Annotated in this window: 22 protein-coding genes; 17 read left to right on the top strand and 5 right to left on the bottom strand. The window is 62.4% G+C overall.

Translation table 11 applies throughout. The annotated features are described in order from the left end of the window. Window positions 1–9 precede the first annotated feature (9 nt). Both KTN04_RS17105 and bktB read left to right on the top strand, forming a co-directional pair. Window positions 10–162, top strand: a complete 153-nt coding sequence (locus KTN04_RS17105) for a DUF1302 family protein (protein ID WP_328515988.1) — start codon at window positions 10–12, stop codon at window positions 160–162. 89 nt (window positions 163–251) lie between these two features. Further along, the gene (gene bktB, locus KTN04_RS13600) at window positions 252–1,430 is read left to right on the top strand and encodes a beta-ketothiolase BktB (RefSeq protein WP_328515987.1); all 1,179 of its coding nucleotides are present in this window, start codon (window positions 252–254) and stop codon (window positions 1,428–1,430) included. An 82-nt stretch (window positions 1,431–1,512) separates the two neighbouring features. Here bktB and KTN04_RS13595 read toward each other — a convergent pair whose 3' ends face one another. Continuing rightward, window positions 1,513–2,256 carry an enoyl-CoA hydratase-related protein gene (locus KTN04_RS13595; RefSeq protein ID WP_217335781.1) on the bottom strand — a complete coding sequence of 248 codons (744 nt, stop codon included), beginning with the start codon at window positions 2,254–2,256 and terminating at the stop codon, window positions 1,513–1,515. Window positions 2,257–2,272: 16 nt separating this feature from the next. Further along, window positions 2,273–3,718 carry an aldehyde dehydrogenase family protein gene (locus KTN04_RS13590; RefSeq protein ID WP_217335780.1) on the bottom strand — a complete coding sequence of 482 codons (1,446 nt, stop codon included), beginning with the start codon at window positions 3,716–3,718 and terminating at the stop codon, window positions 2,273–2,275. A gap of 202 nt (window positions 3,719–3,920) precedes the next feature. On the opposite strand from KTN04_RS13590, the gene KTN04_RS13585 reads away from it, so the two are divergent. From KTN04_RS13585 to KTN04_RS13515, 15 genes are all read left to right on the top strand, one after another. Continuing rightward, window positions 3,921–4,889, top strand: coding sequence for a flavin reductase family protein (locus KTN04_RS13585; protein WP_217335779.1), 969 nt, complete (start codon window positions 3,921–3,923; stop codon window positions 4,887–4,889). A 33-nt stretch (window positions 4,890–4,922) separates the two neighbouring features. Next, window positions 4,923–5,693, top strand: coding sequence for a glucose 1-dehydrogenase (locus tag KTN04_RS13580; protein WP_217335778.1), 771 nt, complete (start codon window positions 4,923–4,925; stop codon window positions 5,691–5,693). 10 nt (window positions 5,694–5,703) lie between these two features. Continuing rightward, window positions 5,704–6,495, top strand: coding sequence for a fumarylacetoacetate hydrolase family protein (locus KTN04_RS13575; protein ID WP_217335777.1), 792 nt, complete (start codon window positions 5,704–5,706; stop codon window positions 6,493–6,495). A gap of 88 nt (window positions 6,496–6,583) precedes the next feature. After that, window positions 6,584–7,495, top strand: a complete 912-nt coding sequence (locus tag KTN04_RS13570; protein WP_217335776.1) for an acetaldehyde dehydrogenase (acetylating) — start codon at window positions 6,584–6,586, stop codon at window positions 7,493–7,495. A gap of 14 nt (window positions 7,496–7,509) precedes the next feature. After that, window positions 7,510–8,538, top strand: a complete 1,029-nt coding sequence (gene dmpG, locus KTN04_RS13565; protein WP_217335775.1) for a 4-hydroxy-2-oxovalerate aldolase — start codon at window positions 7,510–7,512, stop codon at window positions 8,536–8,538. 76 nt (window positions 8,539–8,614) lie between these two features. Further along, window positions 8,615–9,937: a spinster family MFS transporter gene (locus KTN04_RS13560; protein ID WP_217335774.1), complete on the top strand. Its 1,323-nt coding sequence runs from the start codon at window positions 8,615–8,617 to the stop codon at window positions 9,935–9,937. 69 nt (window positions 9,938–10,006) lie between these two features. Continuing rightward, a complete protein-coding gene (locus KTN04_RS13555; RefSeq protein WP_217335773.1) occupies window positions 10,007–10,774 on the top strand; it encodes an SDR family oxidoreductase in 768 nt (255 codons plus the stop codon). Window positions 10,775–10,788: 14 nt separating this feature from the next. Next, window positions 10,789–12,129: a serine hydrolase domain-containing protein gene (locus tag KTN04_RS13550; protein WP_217335772.1), complete on the top strand. Its 1,341-nt coding sequence runs from the start codon at window positions 10,789–10,791 to the stop codon at window positions 12,127–12,129. 138 nt (window positions 12,130–12,267) lie between these two features. Then, window positions 12,268–14,238, top strand: coding sequence for a GGDEF domain-containing protein (locus tag KTN04_RS13545; protein WP_217335771.1), 1,971 nt, complete (start codon window positions 12,268–12,270; stop codon window positions 14,236–14,238). Between the two features lie 66 nt (window positions 14,239–14,304). Beyond that, entirely contained in the window at window positions 14,305–15,396 is a 1,092-nt protein-coding gene (locus tag KTN04_RS13540; RefSeq protein WP_217335770.1) for a 4Fe-4S dicluster domain-containing protein, read from the top strand. A gap of 185 nt (window positions 15,397–15,581) precedes the next feature. Next, entirely contained in the window at window positions 15,582–16,733 is a 1,152-nt protein-coding gene (locus KTN04_RS13535; protein ID WP_217335769.1) for an iron-containing alcohol dehydrogenase, read from the top strand. Window positions 16,734–16,932: 199 nt separating this feature from the next. Next, window positions 16,933–17,775, top strand: a complete 843-nt coding sequence (locus KTN04_RS13530) for an FAD/NAD(P)-binding protein (RefSeq protein ID WP_217335768.1) — start codon at window positions 16,933–16,935, stop codon at window positions 17,773–17,775. Then, window positions 17,775–18,611 (top strand): NADH-quinone oxidoreductase subunit B family protein, encoded by an 837-nt coding sequence (locus KTN04_RS13525; RefSeq protein ID WP_254262557.1) that lies wholly within the window; start codon window positions 17,775–17,777, stop codon window positions 18,609–18,611. The genes KTN04_RS13530 and KTN04_RS13525 overlap by 1 nt, the downstream gene beginning before the upstream one ends. Then, window positions 18,604–19,899 carry a Ni/Fe hydrogenase subunit alpha gene (locus tag KTN04_RS13520; RefSeq protein WP_217335767.1) on the top strand — a complete coding sequence of 432 codons (1,296 nt, stop codon included), beginning with the start codon at window positions 18,604–18,606 and terminating at the stop codon, window positions 19,897–19,899. Before KTN04_RS13525 ends, KTN04_RS13520 begins: the two co-directional genes overlap by 8 nt. Further along, window positions 19,896–20,405 carry a hydrogenase maturation protease gene (locus tag KTN04_RS13515; RefSeq protein WP_217335766.1) on the top strand — a complete coding sequence of 170 codons (510 nt, stop codon included), beginning with the start codon at window positions 19,896–19,898 and terminating at the stop codon, window positions 20,403–20,405. The genes KTN04_RS13520 and KTN04_RS13515 overlap by 4 nt, the downstream gene beginning before the upstream one ends. Here the strand turns inward: KTN04_RS13515 and KTN04_RS13510 are convergent. Genes KTN04_RS13510 through cobN form a run of 3 tightly spaced genes read right to left on the bottom strand, consistent with a single transcriptional unit; the run spans window position 20,360 to window position 25,324 of the window. Further along, on the bottom strand, window positions 20,360–20,686 hold the full coding sequence (locus KTN04_RS13510) for a DUF2149 domain-containing protein (protein ID WP_217335765.1): 327 nt from the start codon (window positions 20,684–20,686) through the stop codon (window positions 20,360–20,362). The two genes, KTN04_RS13515 and KTN04_RS13510, sit on opposite strands and share 46 nt — an antisense overlap. Then, window positions 20,683–21,189, bottom strand: a complete 507-nt coding sequence (locus KTN04_RS13505; protein ID WP_217335764.1) for a MotA/TolQ/ExbB proton channel family protein — start codon at window positions 21,187–21,189, stop codon at window positions 20,683–20,685. Before KTN04_RS13505 ends, KTN04_RS13510 begins: the two co-directional genes overlap by 4 nt. A 40-nt stretch (window positions 21,190–21,229) precedes the next feature. Next, window positions 21,230–25,324: a cobaltochelatase subunit CobN gene (gene cobN, locus KTN04_RS13500; protein WP_217335763.1), complete on the bottom strand. Its 4,095-nt coding sequence runs from the start codon at window positions 25,322–25,324 to the stop codon at window positions 21,230–21,232. Between the last annotated feature and the right edge of the window lie 6 nt (window positions 25,325–25,330).

The raw sequence follows: 25,330 nt of genomic DNA, 5'->3' as shown, positions 1-25,330 counted from the left end.
CGCTTCAGCATCGGCGCGGATTTCACTCATCGCACCGGCCTGCAAGTGGGCGTGAATTACCTGACCTACCTGGGTGATGCCGACGAGGACGACAAGCCGTACGAGCAGCTCAGCCTGTCCGACCGTGACAACCTGTCGCTGTCGGTGAAATACGCTTTCTGATACAGGGCGGCTGATAACATTTCTTCACTTCATTTTCCGGCCTCTTCTGAGGCCGGCTTTTTTTCCGGCACCCGTCAAGGAGCATGACCATGCAAGATGTCGTATTCATTCAGGGCCTGCGAACCGCCATCGGCGGCTTTGGGGGCGCTCTGGCCCAGCAGCGCCCGACCGACCTGGCCGCTGCGGTGGTCCGTGAACTGATCAACCAGACCGGCTGCGACCCTCAGCGGGTCGGACAAGCCGTGTTCGGCAACGTATTGCACAGCGAGAACGCCGACATGTACCTGTCACGCGTAGCGGCCCTCAACGGCGGCCTGCCGCACTCGACCACCGCCCTGACCCTCAACCGCCTGTGCGGCAGCGGCCTGCAGGCGATCGTCACCGGCGCCCAGCAGATTCAGCTGGGCATTGCCGATGCCGTCGTCGCCGGTGGCGCCGAATCCATGTCGCGCACGCCCTACCACCTGCCCAGTGCCCGCTTCGGTCAGCGCATGGGCGATGCCCAGATGACCGACCCCATGACCGGGGTCCTGACCTGCCCGTTCAACCTCTATCACATGGGCGTAACCGCCGAGAACGTGGCCGAGCACTTCAATGTCAGCCGCGAGGACCAGGATGCGCTGGCCGTGAGCAGCCACCAGCGCGCTCAGCGGGCATTGGAAGAGGGCCGCTTCGAGTCACAGATTGTCTCGATCGAGGTGGGCAAGCGCGGAAAAAGCGAACTGTTCAGTCGCGATGAACATGTGCGCGTGGACTGCCAGCTGGAGCAGTTGAGCAAAATGCGCCCCGTGTTCAAGCAAGACGGCAGCGTCACCGCCGGCAATGCCTCCGGCATCAATGACGCCGCAGCCGCCGTGCTGATGACCAGCGCCGCCGAAGCCGAGCGCCAGGGGCTCACGCCGATGGCGCGACTGGTGGACTATCACCTGGTGGGCGTAGACCCGCAGATCATGGGTATCGGGCCGGTACCGGCCATTCGCGAGCTGCTGGAGCGCCATCAGTTGAGCGTCGATGACATTGACCTGTTCGAGGTAAACGAAGCCTTCGCGGCCCAGGCGCTGGCGGTTCAGCGCGAACTGAACCTGCCCAACGAGCGCCTCAACCCCAATGGCAGCGGCATTTCACTGGGTCATCCGATCGGGGCAACCGGCAGCATCATCATGGTGAAAGCCCTGCACGAACTGCAGCGCAGCGGCGGCCGCTACGCCGTGGTGGCCTTGTGCATCGGCGGTGGTCAGGGTATCGCCACCCTGATCGAGCGCTGCTGAGCCAGCTAGCCCCCAACAAAAACGGCCGCTGAATCAGCGGCCGTTTTACGTCATGGGGTGTCAAGGCACGACCCTGATACCTTCATCGGTTCACGAATGCGTGCAAGGCCTGCTGCGCCGCCTCGCCCTCAAGCAGCTGCTCGAACAGGTCCATCTCCGCACGCATCAGTGCCTCCAGTTGCGCGCCGGCGGCCTGCTGCAGACGGCGACGGGACTGCTGTACCGCCTCGGGATCCAGCGCCGCCAGTCGGGCTACCGCCTTGTCCACCTGTACCGTCAGCTGCTCCGGCGGCAGCACCGCATTGATCAAACCATACTGGGCCGCATCCGCCGCAGTACAAGGCTGGCCCAGTACCAGCCATTCAAAGGCTTTGACATGTCCGGCCAGCTGCGGCACCAGCTGGGTACTGCCGCCTTCCGGGCACAGTCCCAGCGCCACGAACGGAAACATCAGCGCCGAGCCTTCACCGGCATAGACAAGATCGCAGTGCAGCAGCAGCGTGGCACCGATGCCCACGGCCTTGCCGTTGACCTCGGCCACGATCGGCTTGCGGCAGCGCCGCATCGCCTGCAGCAGATGCAGCGGCGGATCGGTCCGCCGCCCCTGCTCCGGCTCGGCCAGAAAGTCGGCAATGTCATTGCCGGCACTGAAACAGCCGCCTTCGGCGCCCAAACGTATCACCCGCACGTCGGGGTCGGCATCCGCTGCCTGCAGCGCCGCGGTCAGCTCAGCATAGAGTTCGCGGTCAAAGGCGTTACGCTTGTCGGCCCGGTTGAGGGTCAGGCGCAGTACGCCGTCCTCCCGGTATTGCAGCAATGTGCTCATGTTCACCTTGCCTCCCTCAGTCGCGGGTTACCTGGGCACGCATCATCGCCTCGAAATGGTCATGGTGCGGCGGCAGCATGCCCCACTCGCCCCGCGGATCATATTCGGGGGCGCGGAATACGGTGCGTGCATGGCTGAACTCCAGGAAGCCTTCATAGCCATGATAGTGCCCCATGCCAGAGCCGCCTACACCACCGAAGGGCGCTTCATGCATGGCCGCGTGCATCAGCAGGTCGTTGACGGTCACGCCGCCGGACAGGGTATGCGTCAGGACATGCTGCTCTTCATCCTGATCGGTGCCGAAATAGTACAGCGCCAGCGGGCGCTCGCGGCTGTTGATGTCCTCGATGGCGTTATCCAGCGCCGTATAGGGCTTGATAACCAGAGCGGCGCCGAAAATCTCCTCCTGCATGATCAGGCTGTCAGCCGGCGGATCGATCACCAGCCGTACCGGGCGCTTGCGGCTGGTGCCGGAAGCTTCGGGATGACTGGATTCGATGCGCACACCACGCCCCTTGGCATCCGCCAGGTAGCTTTCCACCCGCTGCAGGTGCGGCTCATTGATCGCCGCCACCAGGTCCGGGTTGTCATCCACCGTCGGGTACAGGCTGCGGAACTGCTGCTTGAGCCCGTCCACCAGACCTTCGAGCTTGTCCGCCGGGACATAGACGATATCGGGGCAGATGCAGATCTGGCCGCCATTGGTACCCTTGGCGATGGCGAGCCGACGGCAGGCATCGTCCAGATTGGCGCTGGCACCGATGACCACCGGCGACTTGCCCCCCAGCTCCAGCGTGACCGGCACCAGGTTGTCCGCCGCTGCGCGCATGATCTTGCGTCCCACCGCCGTACTGCCGGTAAAGACCAGATGGTTGAAGGGGGCTGCTGCAAAGGCGGCACCGATATCGGCATCGCCCACCGCCACGCCGACAACCTCGGGATCAAAGTGGGCACTGATCAGTTCGGCCACCAGGGCGGCCGTGCGCGGCGCAACTTCGGAGGGTTTCAGGATGGCACGGTTGCCCGCTGCCAGTGCGCAGGCCAGCGGGCTGAACAGGGTAAACAGCGGCGCGTTCCAGGTCCCGATGATGCCGACGCTGCCCTTGGGCTGATGCATCACTTCGGCACGGCCGCCCAACTGGTCATAGGGTGCGAACGCCGTGCGCTCATCCACCTGCAGCCACTGTTCCAAATGGTCGCGACTGTGCTTGAGCGATCCCAGCGAGCCAAGGATGTCATTCATGATCGAGAAGGCGCGGGGACGGCCGCCGTTTTCGCCTTCGCCGAAATCGGCCCCCATGGCATCGGCCAGGGCGTCACAGTGCTCGACCAGCAGATCGATCACCTGCTGAATGCGTGCCTTGCGGGTGGCGGCACTGACAGTACCGGCCTGATTGAATGCCTGCTGTTGGCGACTCAACAGCGTCTGTATTCCGGCGGGGGTGGTGACGGCTTCGGCCATGGGGTGTCTCCTGAGTTGGGCGGCAGCATCCGAACTGCCTGAGTTCTTGTTATTGCTGTCACATTACTACCGCCTGAGGCCACTGAAAACCTCGTCCAGATGGACGACAGCGCCACATTCGCCTTAGTCCATAAAGACGATGATCCCCCTTGTGCCCGCTGCAATACTCGACTCAGACTCACCGGCCAGCAGAGGCAACGCCATGACCAATACCAGCTTCGATTCCAAAGCCTTCCGCTCCGCGCTGGGCACCTTCACCACCGGTGTGACCATCATCACGGCCACCGCCGCCGATGGCACCAAAGTGGGCATGACCGCCAACAGCTTCAACTCCGTCTCCCTGGACCCGCCGCTGGTGCTGTGGAGTTTGGCCAAGACGGCCAACAGCCTGCCGGTCTTTACCGAAGCCAAACACTGGAACGTGCATGTGCTGTCGGTCGAGCAGGAACCGCTGTCCGGCCGCTTCGCCTCCCGTGGCGAAGACAAGTTTGCCGGCCTGGATCTGGATGACGGCCTGACCGAAGCGCCACTGTTGCCCAACTGCACCGCCCGCTTCCAGTGCCGTACCGCCTTCATGCATGATGGTGGCGATCACATCATTTTCATCGGCGAGGTGCTGGGCTTTGATCAGACAGACCTGCCGCCGCTGGTATTCCAGAGCGGCCAGTATGCCCTGACTGCACGCAAGCCGCGCGAAGAGGTTCGTCTGGCCAAGTCCGAGCCGCCGCCGGAGTGCAGTTACACCGAAGACCTGCTGGGCTATCTGCTGGGCCGTGCGCATTTTCAGATGGTCAATCGTCTGCAGACCCTGCTCGACCAGCAGCAACTGGAGCAGGCTCAGTTTTTCATCCTCTCGGTGCTGTGCATCCGTGATCGTCTCACGCTGGCTGGCATCAACGAATACATCGCCTACACCGGCTACACCGTGGATCAGGCCGATATGGAGGTACTGATCAGAGGCGGGCATGTCGTGATTGAAGAGGGGCGTTTCCGCCTCACCGCCGACGGGCGTGATGCTTCGCTGCACCAGATTGCCCAGGCCAAGGCGATTGAAGAAGAGCTGGTCGAGGCGCTGGGACCGGGTGACGCCATGGCCCTGAAACTGCTGCTCAAGCGCCTGATCGAACGCACGGACCCGGGCCTGCCCGATCTCTGGTCCGTATCCGCCTGAACCATCGATAACGTATAAAAACAAGGAGTTGTCATGTCCATTCTCAACCGTTTCACTCTCGAAGGTCAGGTTGCCGTCATCACCGGCGCAGGCCGCGGTCTGGGTCGCGCCATCGCCCTGGCCTACGCCGAAGCGGGTGCCGATGTGGTCTGCTCGGCCCGCACCCTGGCCGATGTGGAAGCTGTTGCCGACGAGATCCGTGCCCTGGGCCGTCGCGCCTTGGCCGTGAGCTGCGATGTCAACGATCAGAGCCAGCGCGAAGCCCTGGTGGCCGCCGCCGTGGAAGGTATGGGCACGATCACGCACCTGGTCAACAATGCCGGCGGCTCCGGCCCCAATGACCCGCTCAAGATGAGCCCGGAAGACTTTGCCGGTGTGCTCGAATTCAACGTCACCTCCGCCTACTCCCTGACTCAGCTGTGCGTGCCGCACATGCGTGCAGCCGGTGGCGGTAACGTGATCAACATCACTTCCGGTGCCGCCCGTTACATCCAGAAGCACTTCAGCGCTTACGGCACCGCCAAGGCCGCCCTGACTCATATGACCAAGCTGCTGGCGCAGGACTTCTCGCCGGAAGTGCGCGTCAACGCCATCGCGCCGGGCCCGATCCGCACCGCCGCGCTGGAAAATGCCGCCCCCGCCGCCATGCTCAAGACCATGGCCAAGAACACGCCGCTGCAGCGCATCGGTGAGCCGGAAGATATCGCCGCCGCCGCGCTCTATTTCGCCACGCCCGCCTCTGCCTGGGTCACCGGCAAGGTGATCGAAGTGGATGGCGGTGCCGAAGGCAGTGTCTGGGGTTGAGGAGCTGAACATGACCACATCTCTGGTTGCCCAGCTGGGCGAAGAACTGCATCAGGCGCTCAAGGGCGCCCACACCCTGCCGCCACTGGTAGAACGCCACGATGGCCTGACCATTGATGATGCCTACCATATCTCCCTGCACACGCTGAAGCTGCGCGAAGCCGATGGCGAACGCGTCATCGGCAAAAAGATCGGCGTTACCTCCAAGCCGGTGCAGGAGATGCTCAACGTGCATCAGCCGGACTTCGGCTTCCTCACCGATCGCATGCACTTTGCCGATGGCGCGGCTGTGAGCCTGGCCAAGGCCGGGCTGATCCAGCCCCGTGCCGAGGGCGAGATCGCCTTCTGCCTGAAAGCGGATCTGGTCGGCCCCGGTGTCACCGCCGAGGACGTGCTGGCCGCCACCGAATGGGTCGCGCCCTGCTTCGAGATCGTGGACTCGCGCATCGACGACTGGCGCATCAGCATTGTCGATACCGTGGCCGACAACGCCTCCTGCGGCGTCTTCGTCATTGGCGAGACCCACACTGACCCGAGCACTCTGGATCTGGCCGCCGTGGCCATGGCGATCGAGAAGAATGGCCAACCGGCCGGTTCCGGCCTGGGCTCGGCCGTGCAGGGCCATCCGGCCGAAGCGGTGGCCTGGCTGGCCAATACGCTTGGCGAGTACGGCATCCCCTTCCGCAAGGGCGAGATCATTCTGTCCGGCGCGCTGGCACCGTTGATCCCTGCTCAAGCCGGTGACCACTTCAGCCTCACCGCCGAAGGCCTGGGCCGCTGCTCGATCAGCTTCGTTGAATAAATCTTCACGCATGGCAGGCACTGGCTGTCGCGAAATAGAGAGTGCCTGCCGCGTTCGAACCGGTCTACACGAATAACTGGAACTGACTATGTCCAAAAAACTGAAAGCGGCCATCATCGGCCCGGGTAACATCGGTACGGATCTGCTGATGAAAATGCAGCGCTCGGAATGGATCGAGCCGGTGTGGATGGTCGGCATCGACCCGGAATCCGAAGGCCTCAAGCGTGCCGCCGAGATGGGCATCAAAACCTGCGCCACCGGCGTCGACGGTCTGCTGGAGCATGTAATCAAGGATGACATCCGCGTGGCGTTCGATGCCACCTCCGCCTATGTGCATGCCGAGAACAGCCGCAAGCTGAACGAGCTGGGCGTGATCATGATCGACCTGACCCCGGCTGCCATCGGTCCCTTCTGCGTGCCGCCGGTAAACCTAGCCGACCACGCCAAGAACCTGGAGATGAACGTCAACATGGTCACCTGCGGTGGCCAGGCCACCATCCCCATGGTCGCCGCGGTCAGCCGCGTGCAGCCGGTGGAATACGGTGAGATTGTTGCCACCGTCTCCTCCCGTTCCGTGGGGCCGGGCACGCGCCAGAACATCGACGAGTTCACCCGCACCACCGCCGGTGCCGTGGAGAAGGTCGGCGGCGCCAAAAAGGGCAAGGCGATCATCGTCATCAACCCGGCCGAGCCGCCGCTGATCATGCGCGACACCATCCACTGCCTGACCGAGGGCGAGCCGGATCAGGCCGCCATTACCGAGTCCGTGCATGCCATGGTGAAGGAAGTGCAGAAGTACGTGCCAGGCTACCGCCTGGTCAACGGTCCGGTGTTCGACGGCAACCGCGTCACCTGCTTCATGGAAGTGGAAGGTCTGGGCGACTTCCTGCCCAAGTACGCCGGCAACCTGGACATCATGACCGCCGCCGGTCTGCGTACGGCCGAGATGTTCGCCGAAGAAGCGGCCAACGGTGCCATCACCCTGCCTGAGCGTGGCTAACGGAGAATTACGATATGAATCTGAACGGTAAAAAAGTCACGCTGCATGATATGTCTCTGCGTGACGGCATGCACGCCAAGCGTCACCAAATCAGCTTGGACGAGATGGTCAACATCGCCACCGGCCTGGACGAAGCGGGCATGCCACTGATCGAAGTCACCCACGGCGATGGCCTGGGCGGCACCTCGGTCAACTACGGCTTCCCCGCCCACAGCGATGAAGAATACCTGGGCGCCGTCATTCCGAAGATGAAAAACGCCAAAATCTCCGCCCTGCTGTTGCCGGGGATCGGCACGGTGGATCATTTGCGCATGGCCAAGGATCTGGGCGTCTCCACCATTCGCGTCGCGACCCACTGCACCGAAGCGGACGTATCCGAGCAGCACATCGGCATGGCCGCCAAGATGGAAATGGACACCGTCGGCTTCCTGATGATGGCGCACATGGTCAGCCCGGAGAAGATTCTGGAGCAGGCCAAGCTGATGGTCAGCTACGGCGCCAACTGCATTTACGCCACCGACTCGGCCGGTTACATGCTGCCGGATGAAGTGACGGCCAAAATCGGCCTGCTGCGTGCCGAACTGCCCGCCAATGTGGAGATCGGCTTCCACGGCCACCACAACCTGGGCATGGGCATCGCCAACTCGCTGGCGGCGATCGATGCCGGTGCGTCCCGCATCGATGGCTCCGTCGCGGGGCTGGGTGCCGGTGCCGGCAACACCCCGCTGGAAGTGTTCTGCGCCGTGCTGGATCGTATGGGCGTCGAAACCGGGATCGACCTGTACAAAATCATGGATGTGGCCGAAGATCGCGTGTTCCCGATCATGGACCAGCCGATCCGCGTTGACCGCGACGCTCTGACCTTGGGGTACGCCGGTGTCTACTCTTCCTTCCTGCTGTTTGCCCAGCGCGCAGAGAAGAAGTACGGCATCCAGGCCCGTGACATCCTGGTCGAGCTGGGCCGTCGCGGCACCGTGGGCGGTCAGGAAGACATGATCGAAGATCTGGCACTGACCATGGCCCGGGAGAAGGGCCTGATCTGAACAACGTCTACCAACCGGCCTGGACAGGGTCGGTTGCTGCCGTTGACAGCCCTGTTGACCAACAAGGAGAGTACCCGTGGTGAAACACGCTGCCTCACGCTCGATTCCCGCCTGGCGTCGCCACGGCCTGCTGCTCCTGCTCACCCTGCTGTACACCGACACCTTCATCGGACGCCAGATCATGGCGGTGATGATCGAGCCGATCAAGCAGGAGTTCAACGCCAGTGATACAGCCATGGGTCTGGTATCCGGGCTCGCCTTTGCCGGGGTCTATGCCCTGTTCGGGCTGGGAGCCGGCCGGCTGGCTGACCGCTTGCCGCGCACCCGCGTACTGGCGGTCAGTGCACTGCTCTGGAGCGCCACAACCATCATCTGCGGCTTTGCCACCGGCTTCATGTTGCTGGTGATGGCGCGCATGCTGGTCGCCATCGGCGAGTCGGCAGTCACCCCCAGCTCCATTTCGATGATAGCCGACCTGTACCCGGTCAACCGTCGCGCCTTTGCCATCAGCTGCTACAGTACTGCTCCGACGCTGGCGGCCATTGTGGCCATGAGTGCCGGCGCCTGGCTGGTGGATCTCTATGGCTGGCGCACCGGCTTTATCGTAGTTGGCCTGCCGGCCTGTCTGATTGCCGTGGTGATGCTGCTGATGCGCGAGCCAGGCCGCGGTACCTGGGATCATCCCGTCGCCGAGCCTCAGGCGCCGCTGTCACTGCTGGCCACGCTGCAGTCGCTGTGGGCACTCAAGCCCTACCGCTTCCTGATTCTGGCCGCCGGCATGAGCACGCTGGGCGCCAACGCCTACGGCATGTGGAATGCTACCTTTCTGGTCCGCTCACACGGGCTGGAGCTGCAACAGGCGGGCATTCTGGCCGGCTTTGTCGGCGGCGGGTCGGCGGCCCTGGGCATGCTGTTCAGTGGCTGGTTCACCGACCGTCTGATCAGCGCCCACCCGCGCTGGCAGCTGCTGATTCCGCAGGTCGGCCACGCCATCGGTATTCTGGCCATGGCCACCTACCTGCTGTGGCCGGCCGCCAGCACCTTCATGCTGGCAGGCTACAGCATTCCGACCGCCATGATCTGGTGCGCCCTGAACGGCTTTTTTGCGGTCTGGTGGGTCGGGCCCTGTTTCAGCATGATCACCCGTATCGTGTCACCGGACAGCCGCGCCGTGGCGATGGCCTGCCAAACCGTGATCGTCACCCTGCTGGGGGTCGGCATCGGCCCCCTGGCCGTGGGGGCGCTGAGCGATTTGATGGCGCCTCTGTTGGGCGAGGAGTCACTGCGCTACTCCCTGCTTCTCGGTTGCATCAGCACGGCACTGGCCATGGGGCTGCTGTTCATGGTGGGATACTGCCAGCGACCGGGCACGCCCGAACCCCGTGCCGCTCTAGTCTAATTGGACGTCGAGCCCCTGTTTTAACGCTTGCATAGTCGAGCCAAACACCAATAAAAAGAGGATTCAACCATGTCTACCATCGCTGTTACCGGTGCCGCCTCCGGCATTGGCGCTGCCGTCTGCCGCCACCTGGAAGCCGCCGGCCATACGCTGATTCGTGTTGACCTGCGCGATGCCGATGTCAATGCCGATCTGTCCAGTGCCGCGGGCCGCCAGGCGGCCGTGGAGCAGACCCTGAGTGCCTGCAACAACCGACTGGATGCCGTGGTCGCCTGTGCCGGTGTTGGCGTGACCGCACCATCGGTGGGCCTGATTGTCGGTGTGAACTACTTCGGCGTCAGTGAATACCTCGACGGACTGGAAGACGCACTGGCCGCCAGTGGCAACGGCAAGGCGGTCATCATCGGTTCCGTAGCCGGCAGCCACATGGTGGCAACACCGCACCCGATGGCCGCTGCCATGCTGGAAGGCGACGAAGCCAAGGCTTACCAGCTGGCCGAAGAGAGTGCAAACCCTTCCGCCGCCTACGCCGCCTCCAAGTACGCCGTGACCGTATTCGGCCGCCGCAAATCCGTAGAATGGGGCAAGCGAGGCATGCGCCTGAACATCATCGCGCCGGGTGCCGTGGAAACGCCGCTGCACAAGGCATCCCTGGATGACGCCCGCTTCGGTGAAGCCGTGAAGAACTTTGTCGCACCCATGGGCCGCGCCGGGGTACCGGACGAAATCGCCGATGGGGTGGATTTCTTGCTCTCCGATCAGTCCGCATTCGTGAACGGTTCGGTACTGTTCATTGATGGCGGCATGGACGCCATGGTGCGCGCCAATACCTTCTGAGCCGAGGAATCGCCATGCGCTTGAATACATCCGGCTGGCTGCTGGCCGCCCTGCTGGGCGCTGCAGCGCTGCCTGCCCAGGCCAGCCAGTGCGCGGCACCGACCGATACCCCCTATCCGGCCGCCGCCGCTTCAAACCCGACCGACATGGGCTGGATGCAGGGCAGCCCGCCACCTGAAAACCGCCGTGTACAGCTGGCGGACGGCTCCTTTTTCCGCTTCCCGGCACTGCGTTACAGCGTCCGCCACATGAGCGAGTTTCTGCCGGTCACCCGCGTCAGCCGCCGCAATACCGCGCCGATGGCATTGTCTTACGCGCTCAGTGACGGCCTGACCGAGTTGGCGATCACGCCCTGGGGCTCCGATACGCCCCTGAACTGGGAGCAGATGCTGGCGCAAACCTACACTGACGGCCTTATTGTCCTGCATAAGGGCCAGGTGGTGTACGAAACCTACCGCGACGACTTCAAGGACTACGATCTGCACCTGATGATGTCGATGACCAAGGCGGTAGCCGGCACCCTGGCGCTGGACTTGGTCAAGCGGGGCAAGCTGGACGAGAACCAGCCGGTCAGTCATTACATTCCCGAACTGGCTGAATCCGGCTTTGGTGACGCCACGGTCGGTCAGGTGTTGAACATGACCACCGGCATCGATTTCGATGAGCACTACGCCGACCCGAAATCGGAAATCTGGGCCTTCTCTGCGGCCGGCAACCCGCTCCCCAAGCCCAAGGGCTACAAGGGGCCGCACGGCTATTACGAGTACCTGCCACAGGTGCGCAAGCTGGGCAAACACGGCGAGGGCTTTACCTATCGCACGGCCAACACCGAAGTGGCCGGCTGGCTGGTGGCCCGCGTCACCGGCATGTCGGTGGCCGACTATCTTGAAGAACGTATCTGGAGCCGCATCGGCATGGAACGTGCCGCCCAGTTTCAGGTGGATGCACTGGGCACACCGTTTTCCGGTGGCGGTCTCAATGCCAGCCTGCGCGACCTGGCCCGTTTCGGCGAGCTGATGCGCAATAACGGCAAGCTGGGTGACGAGCAGATCTTGCACCCGGACGTGGTGCCGGACATCCGCAGCGGGGCCCATTATCCGGCCTTTGCACAACCGCTGGATGACAGCCTCGCCGACTGGTCCTTCCGCAGCATGTGGTGGGCCACCGGCAACGAACAGGGTGCCTTCATGGCTCGGGGCGTACATGGCCAGAGCCTGTACATCGATCCCGAGAATGAGATCGTCATCGCCCGCTTCGCTTCCCACCCGATCGCGGCCAACGCGGCCAACGACTGCATCAGCCTGCCTGCCTATCAGGCCATTATCGATCACCTCTCCGACACACGGCACCCCTGAAAAGCGGCGACGGTGGGACTCGGCTCCCACCGTCCCGATCATTAGAGTTGCCGATGGGAAACAATTTCTCCAATAAACGGGTGATTAACGTACCGTATTTCGCTATAACTTAAAGACCCACCAGGCAAGAGCGGTTTCATGAACACTACACCCTCGACCCCTGCCCCCACCCTGTTGACCGGTCAGCTGAAACTGACCGCCATGCTGCATGGCCGCGACCCGATGTTAATGCGCCTGATTCTGTTGATGTGGCTCACCAGCACGGGACTCTCGGTACTCTTGGGCGTGGCGGCCGTAGAGCTGAACTGGAGTGCAATGCCGTTCGAGTTCAGCGGTCACCGCTTTCATGTCACCCTCTACCCCCCTTTGATTTTGGGCATGTTCTGGCTGTTCTGGTTCGGCTTCTGGTGGGCAGCGATTCCCACCTGGAGCAGTACCTTCGTACTCGCCGTGTATTACGGGATGCCAGTGGAATGGGCCATGCTGTTTGCCTGTTCAGACCCACTCGGGCTGGCTCTGATCGCCATGATCTATCGCTCGCTGCCGGAGTCGATGCAGATCCGCCACCTCGGCAATATTGCCCTCTTTGCCCTGATCAGCTTTGCCGCGGCGGTCCTCAGCTCTGTGGGGGCCTTCATCTGGAGCCATGCCACCCAGGCCCATGTAACCGACCTGTACCTGATCTGGGAAGGCTGGTGGCTGGGCTTCTGGTTGCAGAATCTAGTGCTGGTGCTGCCACTGCTGCTGCTGTTTGACCCGACCATGCGGCGCTGGCAACACCGGACAGGGTTCTGGGTCGCACGCCGCTACAGCGAAAATGCCCTGCGCCAGACTCTGGTGGTCGCTTTGGTACTGGTTTCAACGGCACTGCTGTTTACCTGGTTTAGTGCCCACCTGACCGAGCGCGCCATCATGGTGGCCGCCTACAGTCGCGATGCCCAGATCTGGCAACCCATGGCCCAGCTGGTGCGCGACTCGGTCAACGCGCTGATGACCGTTCTGGTGATTCTGATTGCGGCCATGTCCCTGTTCGGCATTTATCTGTTTCGTTACTGGTCTGCCCGATTGAAACAGTCACATCAGATGCTGATACGCACCAACCGTACACTCAGTAGTGAAATCAGCGAGCGTGAAAAGGTACAAACCGAACTGCAGCAGCGCTACCACATGCTGAACCTGATGGCACAACTGGATGCGCGCTTGCATGCGGCACGGTGCAGCCAAGACATCATTGACGCTCTGTCCGAGTACCTGCCTCAACAGCTGCCGCAGGTGGAGGGCGTGCTGTGCCGCGTCGACGATCAGCACCAGCTGGACATTCTGCTGCACTGGGGGCGCTTTCCGTTGATTGGTTCTCACCATGCCGCTCGCATTCAACTGCCGGATGATCCCAGCGCCTGGAGCCGAGTCAACGTGTACGACCCCAGTGGCAGCCATGATATCCATCGCGCGCTGCCACTGCGCTCCGACAATAACCTGCTGGGTGTCATCCTGCTGGGTCGCTCCCCACAGGGCGACACTGCCGTCGACGCCGTGTTGCAGATTCTCACCGAGCACCTGTCGCTGGCGCTGACCAACCTGAGCTTGCGCGAGCAGTTGATGGAAGAGGCAACCCGTGATCCGCTGACCGGGCTCTATAACCGTCGCTACCTGCACAACCGCCTGGAACAGGAACTGGCGCGCAGTCGCCGCCATCAGCGCCCGCTGAGCCTGATGATGATCGATATCGACCATTTCAAGCGCCTCAATGACTCACTGGGCCATGAAGCCGGCGATCAGGCCCTGCGCGGCATGGCTCGCCACATGGCCGAGCATGTGCGTGAAAGTGACGTGGCCTGCCGGTACGGGGGAGAAGAGATCATCCTGATTCTGCCCGAAGCGGATCGGGACGCCGCCGAAGCCTACGCCCAGCGCTTGCTGGAAGGGATCCGGGCACTGCGACTGACCACCCGGCAGGGGACCGACATGCCTCGCCTCACCGTCTCCATTGGTCTGGCCGTATTCCCCGAGGATGCCGACACCGGTGACAGCCTGATCCAGGCCGCGGACCGTGCCATGTACCGCGCCAAGAAGGATGGCCGCAACCGGGTATGCGTCAAGGGTCGCTGAGCCCTGCTTGCGCGGCGCTCGGACAGGGCCTACCGTAAGACAGGGACTTTCTGTGGATGACGACGCATGCACGACTACCTGCCACGCGCGGCCCTGCCGCAGCTTATCCAGCACCTGCACCGGCACGGGTATACCGTGCTCGGGCCACAGGTGGTGGACAACGCCATTCTGTACCGACCATTGGCCGATACCGACGTCTTGCCCACAGGGATCGAACAGGTGCAACGCCCCGGTGAATATCGCCTGATCCAGACCGACAGCCCACGCCAGTTCAGCTGGGCCAACGGTCCCCAGGCGTTGAAGCCGCTGACCTTCGCACCGCGCGAAACCCTGTGGCGCTCGACCTTGCAGACCGATGGCAGCCTGCGCTTCGAAGAGGTCCTTGCAGACGCCCGTCCCACCGCCGTAATCGGCGTGCGCGGCTGTGATCTGGCAGCACTGGCTTTGCAGGACCAGCACTTTGCCGCTGATCCCTATTACCGTCAGCGGCGGGATGACTTGCTGCTGATCGCCGTGGACTGCTCGCACCCCGCGGATACCTGCTTCTGCGCCAGCACCGGAGACGGGCCAGCCGCCGAAGCCGATTACGACCTGGCCCTGACCGAACTGGACGATGGTTTTCTGCTACGCGCCGGCAGTGACCGGGGCCGTGCGATCATGACGGCGCTGCCATTGCAGCCCTCCCGCGAGGACCAACATCGCCTGGCCGACAGCCAGCATCGGCATGCCTGCCGACAGCTGCGCCAGCTGCCCGCCTTTGACCCGGCGCAGCTGATTCAGCAGGGCCAACACCCGGCCTGGGACACCGTGGCCGACGCCTGTCTCAGCTGTGGCAATTGCACCTCGGTCTGCCCCAGCTGTTTCTGTTTCAGTGAAAGTGAAGTGCCAGAACTGGATGGCAGCAGCTCTGATCACCAGCGCCAGTGGGATTCCTGCTTCAGCGAAGGCCACAGTTACATTCACGGCCACCACTTCCGCCCCGATACCAAGGGCCGCTACCGCCAGTGGCTGACACACAAGTTCGGCAGCTGGGTGGAACAGTACGGCCGCAGCGGCTGTACCGGCTGCGGACGCTGCATCAGCTGGTGTCCGGTGGGTATCGATCCGCTACAGGTACTGCTGCAGTTGGGGCGGGAGCCAGCACGCACAGAGAAATGATGACCCTGAAAAGTCCTCCGGGTTCCCCCCTGCACGCCCGAGTCATGATCCGGATCACCCGGATGCAAAATCGGCTGGACAAGCGTTTACATGTCACCTTCGCGGAGTAGTCTGAGGGCTGTGGATACGCGGCTGTCTGCTGCCGCATCTGCGGTACATCATTCTCCCAATGCAAGGATTTGAACATGGCGACTGAAGCGTTTTTTGTACCCAATGTTTCCCTGATGGGCGCAGGTTGTCTGACGGCCCTGGCCGAGCGTGTCGGTATGCTGGGCGGCAAGAAGCCGTTGCTGGTAGCCGATGGCGGCATGACCCAGCTCGGTTACACCGCGCGCATCGTCAAGCTGCTGGAGGAAGCCGACATTGCCTGTGCGGTCTACGACGGCACCGTGCCCAACCCCACCGATCACAACGTGGAGGAAGGCACCGCTCTCTATCGCGCGGAAGGCTGCGACATGTTGATCTCCCTGGGGGGCGGCAGTGCGCATGACTGCTGCAAAGGCATCGGTATCCTGGCCACCAACGGCGGTCAGATTCAGGATTACGAAGGGCTAGACCAGCTGACTCAGCCGCTGCCGCCCTATATTGCCATCAACACCACCGCCGGTACCGCCAGCGAAATGACCCGTTTCACCATCATCACCAACAGCTCCAACCATGTGAAGATGGCCATCGTAGACTGGCGCGTTACCCCGGACGTGGCGATCAACGACCCGGAACTGATGATCGACATGCCTCCGGCTCTGACCGCCGCCACCGGCATGGATGCGCTGACCCATGCCATTGAGGCCTATGTCTCCACCGCTGCCACACCGATTACCGATGCCTGCGCCCTGCAGGCGATTAGTCTGATCGGCCAGTACCTGCGCAAGGCGGTTGCTCGCGGCGATGATCTGGAAGCCCGCGACAAGATGGCCTACGCGGAATACTTGGCCGGTATGGCATTCAACAATGCCAGCCTGGGCTACGTACATGCCATGTCGCACCAGTTGGGCGGTTTCTACAACCTGCCCCACGGCGTGTGCAACGCCTTGCTGCTGCCGCATGTCTGTCGCGTCAACCTGATGGCCCGCACCGAGCGCTTCGCCGACATCGCCGCTGCGCTGGGCGAAGTGACCGATGGTCTGTCCGAGCGTGATGCCGCCTACATGGCGATCGACGCCATCGAAGAGCTGTCCCATGATGTCGGTATCCCGCAGAGCCTGAGCGAACTGGGCGTGAAGGAGGAAGACATCCCGACCATGGTCAGCAATGCCCAGAAGGACGTGTGCGCCCTGACCAACCCGCGTAAGCTGACCGACGACGAAGTGGCGGCCATCTACATCGAAGCGCTTTGATGTTCGCCTGACCGCACCCTGGATCCGTACGCGGGCACCTTGTTGCCTGCGTACGGTCATTTTTCACGTCGTTACCCCCTCTGCGAACTTGTTCCCCGCCCCATCCCTATCTAGGGTATAAAGCAGATGCTGTTGTGGAGCCGTCCATGATTCGATCTGCCCTTGCCACCCGACCGTACACGACGCGCAGAGGCCCGCCATGACCAACCCGGCCCTGCCTGCCGAGGCCCTGATCCTGAACCGGGTTCAGGAAACCGAAGACATCTTTACCCTGCAGCTGCAGCTGACCGCCCCGGCACAGCAGTGGCGCCTGGGCATTCAGCCCGGACAATTCAACATGCTGTACCGCTTTGGCGTGGGCGAGATTCCCATCTCGTTCAAGGCAATCAGCGCGGATGAGCAGGGACAGCCGGTGCTGGAGCACACCATCCGTGCCGTCGGCCGAGTCAGTCGGGCACTGGCTGCGCTGCCGCCGGGCGAGCGCATCGGCTTGCGCGGACCTTTCGGTCAGGGCTGGCCCCTTGAGCAAGCTGAAGGCCAAGACCTGTGCGTGATTACCGGCGGGCTGGGTTGTGCACCGGCGGTCTCCATCATCGAGCACGCCTTTGCCAACCGCACCCGCTACGGCCATATCCATATCATCCAGGGCGTAAAGCACTCCGCCGACCTGCTCTGGCGCAGCCGCTATGAATTCTGGGCCCAACAGCCCGATACCACCGTGATGATGGCCGCCGATGTCGCCGCCCCGGGCTGGCCCTGGTACAGCGGTCGGGTCACCGAGCTAATCAAGCGCCTGCCGCTCAGGCCGGAACAAACCCTGGTCTGCTGTTGCGGCCCCGAGCCGATGATGCAGGCCAGCGCCGAACAGCTAATCCGCCAGCAGGTGCCGGCCGAGGCGATCTGGCTCAGCATGGAGCGCAACATGCAGTGCGCCAGCGGCCACTGCGGCCACTGCCAGTTCGGTGCCGACTTCATCTGCCGCGACGGTCCGGTCATGCCCTACCCCCGGCTGCGTGACCGTCTGGGCCTGGAGGGCATTTAATGAACAGCCCAATGACCGATCCGGCCGACAAGCCACGGATCGCGGTCCACAAATTCAGCTCCTGCGACGGCTGCCAACTGGCTTTTCTCAACTTGGGCGAAGCGCTGTTGCAGCTGAACGCACAGGTGGAAATCCTGCACTTCCTTGAAGCGGGCATGAGCGACGCCGATGCACCTGTGGATATCGCCTTTGTCGAGGGCAGCCTGTCAACGCCGGACGAACTGGAACGTATCCGTCAGGTACGCGCCCACAGCCGTTATCTGGTCACCATCGGCGCCTGCGCCACCAGCGGTGGGTTGCAGGCCTTGCGCAATCTGGACGGCAGTCATGATGAATGGCGCGACGCCATCTATGCCCGGCCCGAATTCATCCACACGCTGAAGGAGGTGCAACCGATCGCTGCCGAAGTGAAAGTGGATCTTGAACTCTGGGGCTGCCCGATCAGCAGCGCCCAGGTACTGGCGGCAGTGCGCGCCCTGCTCTTTGGTGTAGTCCCGGTGGACGACCGTGATCGCGTTTGTCTGGAGTGCAAGCGCCAGCAGGCAGTCTGCGTGATGGTGACTCAGGGTGCGCCCTGCATGGGGCCGGTGACACGCACTGGCTGCGGTGCCCTCTGCCCACGTTTTGGCCGCGACTGTTACGGCTGTTACGGCCCCAGTGAAACGGCACAGGCGGATACCCTGGCTCGCCGCTTTGCCGGTCTTGGCCTGCTGCCCGATGCCATTGCCCGGCGCTTTCTGCTGATCAACTCGCAGGCGCCGGCGTTTCTGCACACTGGACAGGTGTTTTACCGCTCGTCCACTCAGGATCAGCCTGCAGGTGATCAGGATGACTAGCCGCCGTATTCGTATTGATGTGCCAGCCCTGACCCGCGTCGAAGGCGAAGGCTCACTCCGACTGGAAGTGCGTGATGGCCAGTTGGTGGAGCTGGGGCTATCGATTTTCGAACCACCGCGCTATTTCGAGAAGTTCCTGGAGGGGCGCGAGGCGAAAGAGGTGGTCGATATCGTCGCCCGCATCTGCGGCATCTGCCCGGTGGCCTATCAAATGAGCGCCCTCAATGCACTGGAATCGCTGTCGGCACAGATGGCTTCTCCCTGGGTGCAGCAGATGCGGCGTGTATTTTACTGCGGTGAATGGCTGCAGAGTCACGCTCTGCATATTCATCTATTGGCGCTGCCGGACTTTCTTGGCTTCGATAGTGCGATCAGCATGGCAGGGCAGCATCCGGATGAAGTGAAACGCGGCCTTAAACTTCAGGGGCAGGGCAATGCCCTGATCCGACTCTTTGGCGGCCGCTCGGTGCATCCGGTCGGTGCCCGCCTGGGCGGTTTTCATCATGCACCGGCACCCGAAGAGGTCGCCGCACTGGTGGCCAAACTGCAAGCCGCACAGCAGGATGCACGCGAGCTCACCCGCTTCTGCGCCGCTTTGCCATTGCCGGATGATCCCCAGGCGTTCACCTGTGTCGCCCTGCATCACCCCGACCGCTACGCCATCGAAAGCGGTGAGATCCGCACCAGCACAGGGTTAAGCCTCAGCGCCGACCAGTTCGAACAGCACTTCCATGAAACCCATAAACCGGACTCCACCGCGCTCTGGTCCGATCTCGATGGCCAACCCTACCTGACCGGCCCACTGGCACGGCTGAATATCAACCATAGCCAGCTGCCCGACTTTCTGCAGACCCGCCTGAGCGAAATTGGCCTGACACTGCCCTCCGACAACATGTTTCACAGCCTGATCGCCCGTGCACTGGAAATCGAGTTGGTGCTGCATGAAGCGATCCGACTGCTGGAAGAATACGAATATCCAGCATCGCCCTATACCGCTCTATCGCTCGAGCCTGGCACCGGCTGCGGTATGAGCGAAGCCCCGCGCGGATTGCTTTGGCACCGCTATGAACTGGACAAGAAAGGGCTGATCAAGTCCGCCCGCATCGTGCCGCCCACCAGCCAGAATCAGGCCCGCATCGAGGCTGACCTGCACCGTTCGCTGACCGCCTTCGGGCTGGACCATGACGAAGAGGCGCTGAGACTCAGGGCCGAACAGGTGATCCGCAACTACGACCCCTGTATCTCCTGCGCCACTCACTTTTTGACCCTGGAAAGGGTAGAAACATGAACACCAACCTGCCAAGCGAACAGGCGCAGCTGATTATCGGTATCGGCTCCCCTTTCGGCGATGACCGCGCAGGCTGGGAGGTGGTCGAACAGCTGCAACGAATGGACCTGCCACCCGAAATACGGCTGCTGAGCCTGGACCGACCCGGCGTGGAGTTGATCGAACGGATGCGGGGCCATGCGCGGGTGACCCTGATCGATGCCGTGCACAGCGAGGAGCACCCGCCCGGCACCTGCCTGGAGCTGACACCGGAGCAATTACACCTGCTGGCCTGCACCTCCACTCATGGCTTCGGCCTGGCGGATACCCTGAAACTGGGACAGAGTCTCGATGCTCTGCCCCCCAGCCTTCAGCTGTGCGCTATCTGCATCAGTCCCCCGAAGCAATCACCCGCAGCGATTATCACCCCTGCGATCCAAACGGCCGCCGTTACGCTCGCCCGGCAACTGGCCTTGCAGGTTCACCCCTCAGGTACATACACCATGGAGCCATCCTGCAGCCGGTAGGTGATGCCAGCCTTCACACCCTCGCCTTCGCCCACCTCACCGGAAGAGGTGTAGTGCTTAAGCGTCTCGCCTTCCTTGACGATCATCTCCATGTTGTCCTGCCCCGGATTCTTCACCACCACCACCGAATCGCTGGTCAGTGGATTGAGCGGGTTCTGGATGATGACGATCAGCAGCACGGCGATGATCACCAGAAACACATCGATCAGGTTAACCACGCTGGTGATCGGATCTTCCTCGTCGTCATTCAGAATCGACAGGGGGCGGCGCTGCGTCGTCATGCGGCCTCCTTGAGCGGCACCGATGCCATTTCCTGCTGGCTCAGCAGCTGGTGCAACTCCTCCAGCAGCCAGCGCTTGCGTACCGACAGAATCCAGTAGCTGACCGACGCTGCCAGCAGCGCGATGATCACCGCCGAGAAGGCTACCACCAGATTGTCGGCCATGCTCTGGGTGTTGCCGGCCGCCACCGCCATCAGCGCCGGTCCCATCGGAATCATGGTGGCGATCAGTCCCAGCATGGGCGCAATGCGGTTGATCAGTCGTGGCCATTCGGTCTGCTTCAATAATGCCAGCTCCAGCTGCTCCTGATCCACGCGGCCATGCCGCCGGGCCACCCGTGTCAACGGCCCGGTGCGTTCGGGCCGGGTGCGACGCTGCAGGTATTCCATCAGGAACTGCCCAAGCATGAACAGGGCATAGACAAACATCAGTATCAGCACCAGCAACACCGGGGTCAGGAAGATGCCGGTGATGCTGTACAGCCATTGTTCCAGTTGATTCATCTCATTCGACTCCTTTGATCAAATTCACTTCAGACTCACGTCAGGCACGGACACGGCGGCCCTGATGCCAGAGTCCCGCCGCAATCGGCAACAGCAGCACAAACAGCCAGTAGTCCAGCGGGCTGTCCTGCACCTCCTGGCTCACCTCTTCCAGTTTCTGGCCGCTGACCTGCTCGCCCAGTGGCTGAGGTTCATTGGCGCCTTCCGGCGGTGGCGTGGCGGCACTGCTGGCCTGATCCGGCGCCGGTGCAGCACTGATGCCATAGCCCGCCGCCTTGTCGGCCACGAACTGGGCAAAGGTGCGGTTTTCGGTATAGACGTCATGTTTGGCCGCAATCTCGGTATACACCTCGACCAGCTCACGCAGGGTTTCGTCACTGGCCTCCCAGTAGCCCTTGCGGATCGCTTCGATCATGCGCTCGCTGATCTGCGCCAGCGCCGTGGGGTTGGACTGTTCGAACCACTCGCGCAGCCCCAGTTCATACTTGTCCTTGACGTATACCTCGTGGAAGGCCTGCCACTGGTCGTCCCTGACCACGTTGCGATCCATCACCTGCCAGCCCCAGAAGTTGTTGATTGTTTTCAGCATGTTCAGGGTGCCGGCATAGTCCTCCTGCATCATCTCCTTGACCCAGTTCGGATGCTGGTACACCGACCTCAGCTCCATCGCCATGAAGTTGGCCGCATCCTGCAGCCGTGCCTTGCGCGGGTCACGCATGTTGGAGATATAGAGCTGGGGCGCCTCGCCATCCAGGTATTTCACCGCCATGGAGATCCCCCCCAGATACTCGAACGGATGATCGGTATCCAGCAGTCCGCGCAGGTTGGAGGAGCGCGAGAAGACCGCCGCGTCGGTGCCTTTCAGGTGCTGAGCGTAGGTGTTCACCACCTTGCCTTCGGCGTCGGTCAGCTTGCGGCTCCACTGGCTGGCGTCGGGGCCGTAGGCCCAGGACATGCGCGACAGGTACAGCTCTTCCAGCTTGCCGTCGCCCTCCTGCCACTGGTCCGATCCCAACGTCGCCTCCGGCAGATTGGTGCCGTAATCACCGCTTTCGGTGCCGAACACCCGGGTCAGCGCATGATTTTCCGCCGGCTCGGCAGGAATGCCCTGCGCCAGCAGCTCCACACGAATACGCTCGGTGTTGGCACGGACGAAGTTGAGTTCTTTCGGCTCCTTCAGCGCCGCCACCAGCATCACCGCTTCATTGAAACGCTCCATCACCACCGGGAACTGGTCACGGTAGAGCCCGGTCAGCGAAATGACGGTGTCGATACGCGGACGCCCCAGCTCCTGCTGCGGAATCGCTTCAACAGCGATCACCCGGCCACCGCGATCCCACACCGGCTTCACCCCCAATGCCCAGAAGATCTGCGCCTCCAGCATGCCCAGATGACGCATGGTCTCGGTGCTCCAGAGCGTGAAGGTCAGTTTCTGCGGATAACGACCATGCTGCGCCTTGTAGTTGTCGATCAGCTCCTGCATCGCCTTCACCCCGGCATCATAGGCCGATTTGGTGGGCACCCGGTTGGGGTCGAAGCCATAGATGTTACGCCCGGTCGGCAGCGCATCGGGGTTGCGGATCGGATCGCCCCCATAGCTCGGGTCGATGAAGCCACTGGACAGGCCGGTGCTCAGCGCCCGGGTTTCCGCTTCGGCGGCATAGTTGTCCGCCAGCTGCCGTGCTTCCCTGACCAGTTGCTGCTGCGCGGGCGGCAAGGCATCCGTTGCAGCCTGCTGCACCACATACGTGAGTACAAAGCGGTAGGGTTCGGTCTGCTTGATCTGCTCGTAATCCGCCACGAACAGGGCATCCGGGTTATCGATGCCCAGCTCGGCGGCCAGTGGCTTGAGCAGAATCAGCATCAGATTCATCGCCCGGTGCTCGTCCGTCATGGTGTCGCCAAAGGTGTGCAGGCCCAACGGTTGCAGGGCTCCGGCCAGCAGTTCGATATGGTCTTCGACTCGACGCAGGTGGGTTTCGAAGCCCTGCCGCCAGGTCTGTTCCTCCAGCCCCACGTCCTTGTGCAGGTTCTGCTCGATCACTGCCTCAATGATATTGGCCCTGGCGGCCTGCTTGACCATACCTTCATCCACGCTGTGGTATTCCTGCAGCATGTCGTTCAGCGCTGTCAGTTCCGGTGCCAGCCCGGCCGGTGAAAAGGCCGGTGTCTGGTGCGAAACCACCACCCCGCGACCACGGCGCTTGACGTGGATCGCTTCGCCGATGTTGTCGACGATGTAGGGATAGAGCACCGGCGTATTGCCCACCAGCAGATTGGGATAATCATAGGCCCAGAGTCCGCGCTCCTTGCCCGGCGTCCACTCCTGGGAGCCGTGGGTACCGAAGTGGATGATGGCATCGCTGCCAAAGCCTTCGCGCAACCACAGGTAGGTGGCCAGATAGCCATGGTGCAGCGGCACCTTGGTGTCGTGGAACAGATCCTTCTCGCGTTCGTCACCGGGACGGTCACTGCGCTTGGGCTGCGGCAGGATCACCAGATTGCCCGCCTTTATACGCGGGATGGCAAAGCCCTTTTCCCCGTCCTTTTCCACCAGCCAGCCACTGCTGTCCGCTTCACCCCAGAACCCGGTGATCTCGCTGCGCACACTGGCGGGCAGAGCATCAAACCAGCGCTGGTAGTCCGCCAGCGGCATAAAGGCCCAATGCTCGGTCGCCGTCAGTTCCTGCAACGCTTCTTTACGGTAGAAAGGCCGCAACAGCGTACCGAAGCTGTCGATCAGCGTCTGTTCGTCACGGCTCTCCAGCTGGTAGCCCTCGGCCTTGAGGTCTTCGATCAATTTGGCGACCGAGCGCGGCACGTTCATGTTGGACGCACTGATGTTCTGTTCCCCGGCCGGGGTGTTCCAGAACACCAGCGCCAACCGCTTGTCAGCATTGGCCCGGCGCTTCAACTGCGCCAGCTTGATTGTCTTGCCCAGCAACAGATCGAGCTGTTCCGGCATCGGCACCATCTCGCCCCCCTCATTGGTCGACAGCACCACCGGGTCCTGAATACCGATGTACTCCGCCACCGACAGTCGGAACGGGATATAAAAGGTGCTGATACCGGCCAGATCGGCCCGGTATTCCTCGCGGGTGCCGTTGCGATAGTTGATCACGTTCAGCACTGGCACGTTCTGCGCCCGGTAGCGCGCCAGTCGCTGGTCCGGCCCGACACCGAGAAAGGTGTTCACGGTCATCACGTCGACGATCAGTTGCCCGTCCAGCGTGATCAGTGGTTCGTCCAGCTGATGCGGTGCCAATTCCTTTGGATTGGGAAAATCGCCCGGATTGCGTTCGATCACCGGCTCGCCCTGCTCGGCCGCAGCCGTCGGCTGGCCGACTCCCGGCCGGCCCCCTTCCGGACGCCCGCCAGCGGAACGATCTTCACGGCGGGGCGGCGTCAGGCTGCGTGCATCACGGTAGTACACAATGGGCACGGCGCTACGCACTTCAGCACCCTGAATAAATTCATCCAGCATGCGATTTTGCGCATCAGCAATATAGGTCGAGCTGGTTTCCATGCCGATCACCGGCAGGCCTTTCCAACCCTTACCCATACGCTGCTGCCACCATTCCAGATAATCAGCCAGATCGGTAAACAGCTCGCCCGGTGCATCCGGGTGGTAGATGGCGCCATCCGGCATCGGTACTGCATCGGGCACCTGCGCCCAGTATTTTCCTTGCAGCCACAGTGCCAGGAACTGGGCCAGATAGGCCCTGTTCTGCTCACGCCCGCCCAGGTAATAGGCATAGAGGCGCTCGGCAAAATCGGACTCGATCCGCTCGGCCCGCAGCCGGCTCATCCAGCTCATTCGGTTGATATGCACCACCGGCTTGGCAAAACGACGCCAGTAATCGCCTGCCTGACTGTCCACCTCGGCGATATCTTCCTGCCGAGGGGCATCGACAATGATCAGCCGGGCCGCCTTGACAGCAGCTTCCAGTGCAACGTCATCGGTGCGGCTGACATCATGCCAGTTCAGATTCACACCTTCGCTCCTGGCTGCCTGCGCAACCTGATCCAGCTTCTTCCCCAGTACAAAGTCGGTGGTCAGCAGCACGACATCCCCCGCGTTGACGCCGGTCGCCAGCAGACACAACATCACACTGGCCAGCACTCTCGACAACATGCTCAG

Origin of the sequence: Marinobacterium weihaiense (genome assembly GCF_019061305.1) — a bacterium.
GTDB classification, from domain to species: domain Bacteria; phylum Pseudomonadota; class Gammaproteobacteria; order Pseudomonadales; family Balneatricaceae; genus Marinobacterium; species Marinobacterium weihaiense.
The sequence above is the reverse complement of the archived record's forward strand: the minus strand, read 5'-3'. Positions and strand labels throughout refer to the sequence as shown.

Excerpts from the sequence above, each read along its gene's own strand:
- bktB (WP_328515987.1), top strand. The coding sequence starts at position 252 with ATGCAAGATGTCGTATTCATTCAGGGCCTGCGAACCGCCATCGGCGGC.
- KTN04_RS13595 (WP_217335781.1), bottom strand. The coding sequence starts at position 2,256 with ATGAGCACATTGCTGCAATACCGGGAGGACGGCGTACTGCGCCTGACC.
- KTN04_RS13590 (WP_217335780.1), bottom strand. The coding sequence starts at position 3,718 with ATGGCCGAAGCCGTCACCACCCCCGCCGGAATACAGACGCTGTTGAGT.
- KTN04_RS13585 (WP_217335779.1), top strand. The coding sequence starts at position 3,921 with ATGACCAATACCAGCTTCGATTCCAAAGCCTTCCGCTCCGCGCTGGGC.
- KTN04_RS13580 (WP_217335778.1), top strand. The coding sequence starts at position 4,923 with ATGTCCATTCTCAACCGTTTCACTCTCGAAGGTCAGGTTGCCGTCATC.
- KTN04_RS13575 (WP_217335777.1), top strand. The coding sequence starts at position 5,704 with ATGACCACATCTCTGGTTGCCCAGCTGGGCGAAGAACTGCATCAGGCG.
- KTN04_RS13570 (WP_217335776.1), top strand. The coding sequence starts at position 6,584 with ATGTCCAAAAAACTGAAAGCGGCCATCATCGGCCCGGGTAACATCGGT.
- dmpG (WP_217335775.1), top strand. The coding sequence starts at position 7,510 with ATGAATCTGAACGGTAAAAAAGTCACGCTGCATGATATGTCTCTGCGT.
- KTN04_RS13555 (WP_217335773.1), top strand. The coding sequence starts at position 10,007 with ATGTCTACCATCGCTGTTACCGGTGCCGCCTCCGGCATTGGCGCTGCC.
- KTN04_RS13550 (WP_217335772.1), top strand. The coding sequence starts at position 10,789 with ATGCGCTTGAATACATCCGGCTGGCTGCTGGCCGCCCTGCTGGGCGCT.
- KTN04_RS13545 (WP_217335771.1), top strand. The coding sequence starts at position 12,268 with ATGAACACTACACCCTCGACCCCTGCCCCCACCCTGTTGACCGGTCAG.
- KTN04_RS13540 (WP_217335770.1), top strand. The coding sequence starts at position 14,305 with ATGCACGACTACCTGCCACGCGCGGCCCTGCCGCAGCTTATCCAGCAC.
- KTN04_RS13535 (WP_217335769.1), top strand. The coding sequence starts at position 15,582 with ATGGCGACTGAAGCGTTTTTTGTACCCAATGTTTCCCTGATGGGCGCA.
- KTN04_RS13530 (WP_217335768.1), top strand. The coding sequence starts at position 16,933 with ATGACCAACCCGGCCCTGCCTGCCGAGGCCCTGATCCTGAACCGGGTT.
- KTN04_RS13525 (WP_254262557.1), top strand. The coding sequence starts at position 17,775 with ATGAACAGCCCAATGACCGATCCGGCCGACAAGCCACGGATCGCGGTC.
- KTN04_RS13520 (WP_217335767.1), top strand. The coding sequence starts at position 18,604 with ATGACTAGCCGCCGTATTCGTATTGATGTGCCAGCCCTGACCCGCGTC.
- KTN04_RS13515 (WP_217335766.1), top strand. The coding sequence starts at position 19,896 with ATGAACACCAACCTGCCAAGCGAACAGGCGCAGCTGATTATCGGTATC.
- KTN04_RS13510 (WP_217335765.1), bottom strand. The coding sequence starts at position 20,686 with ATGACGACGCAGCGCCGCCCCCTGTCGATTCTGAATGACGACGAGGAA.
- KTN04_RS13505 (WP_217335764.1), bottom strand. The coding sequence starts at position 21,189 with ATGAATCAACTGGAACAATGGCTGTACAGCATCACCGGCATCTTCCTG.
- cobN (WP_217335763.1), bottom strand. The coding sequence starts at position 25,324 with ATGTTGTCGAGAGTGCTGGCCAGTGTGATGTTGTGTCTGCTGGCGACC.